We start from the raw sequence: 312 nt of genomic DNA, 5'->3' as shown, positions 1-312 counted from the left end.
AAACACGGTATAAAGCCTGATTATGTGCTTTCTTTGGAAAGGATTCCTTTAACTTCTGAATTTTTTAACAATGATTTTGGGGAATTTGATCAAGATGTTTTGTTTGTTTGTATAAGTTGGGTTTATCCACAAACCATAAAATATCTTCAAAAAAATAATAGAGCTTTTATACTTACTTCAAGGCCATCTAGTTTTATTGAAAATATCAATCTTTGCCCATATGGCTATGTAGGTTATGGACCAAGTGTTGCACATATGGCTTATGAATTTGCAACTCATCTAAATTATAAAAACATCATTTTTATAGGACAG

General features: G+C 30.1%; 1 protein-coding gene. It reads left to right on the top strand.

Annotated features, from left to right (window positions below; genetic code table 11):
• A partial coding sequence (locus CCO88_RS10050) for a 6-hydroxymethylpterin diphosphokinase MptE-like protein (RefSeq protein WP_002804559.1) occupies positions 1–312 on the top strand: 312 nt, incomplete at both ends.

This window comes from Campylobacter coli LMG 9860, from assembly GCF_000254135.1.
Taxonomy (GTDB): domain Bacteria; phylum Campylobacterota; class Campylobacteria; order Campylobacterales; family Campylobacteraceae; genus Campylobacter_D; species Campylobacter_D coli.
Note: the sequence above shows the minus strand (reverse complement) of the source record. Positions and strands in the feature narration are given on the sequence as shown.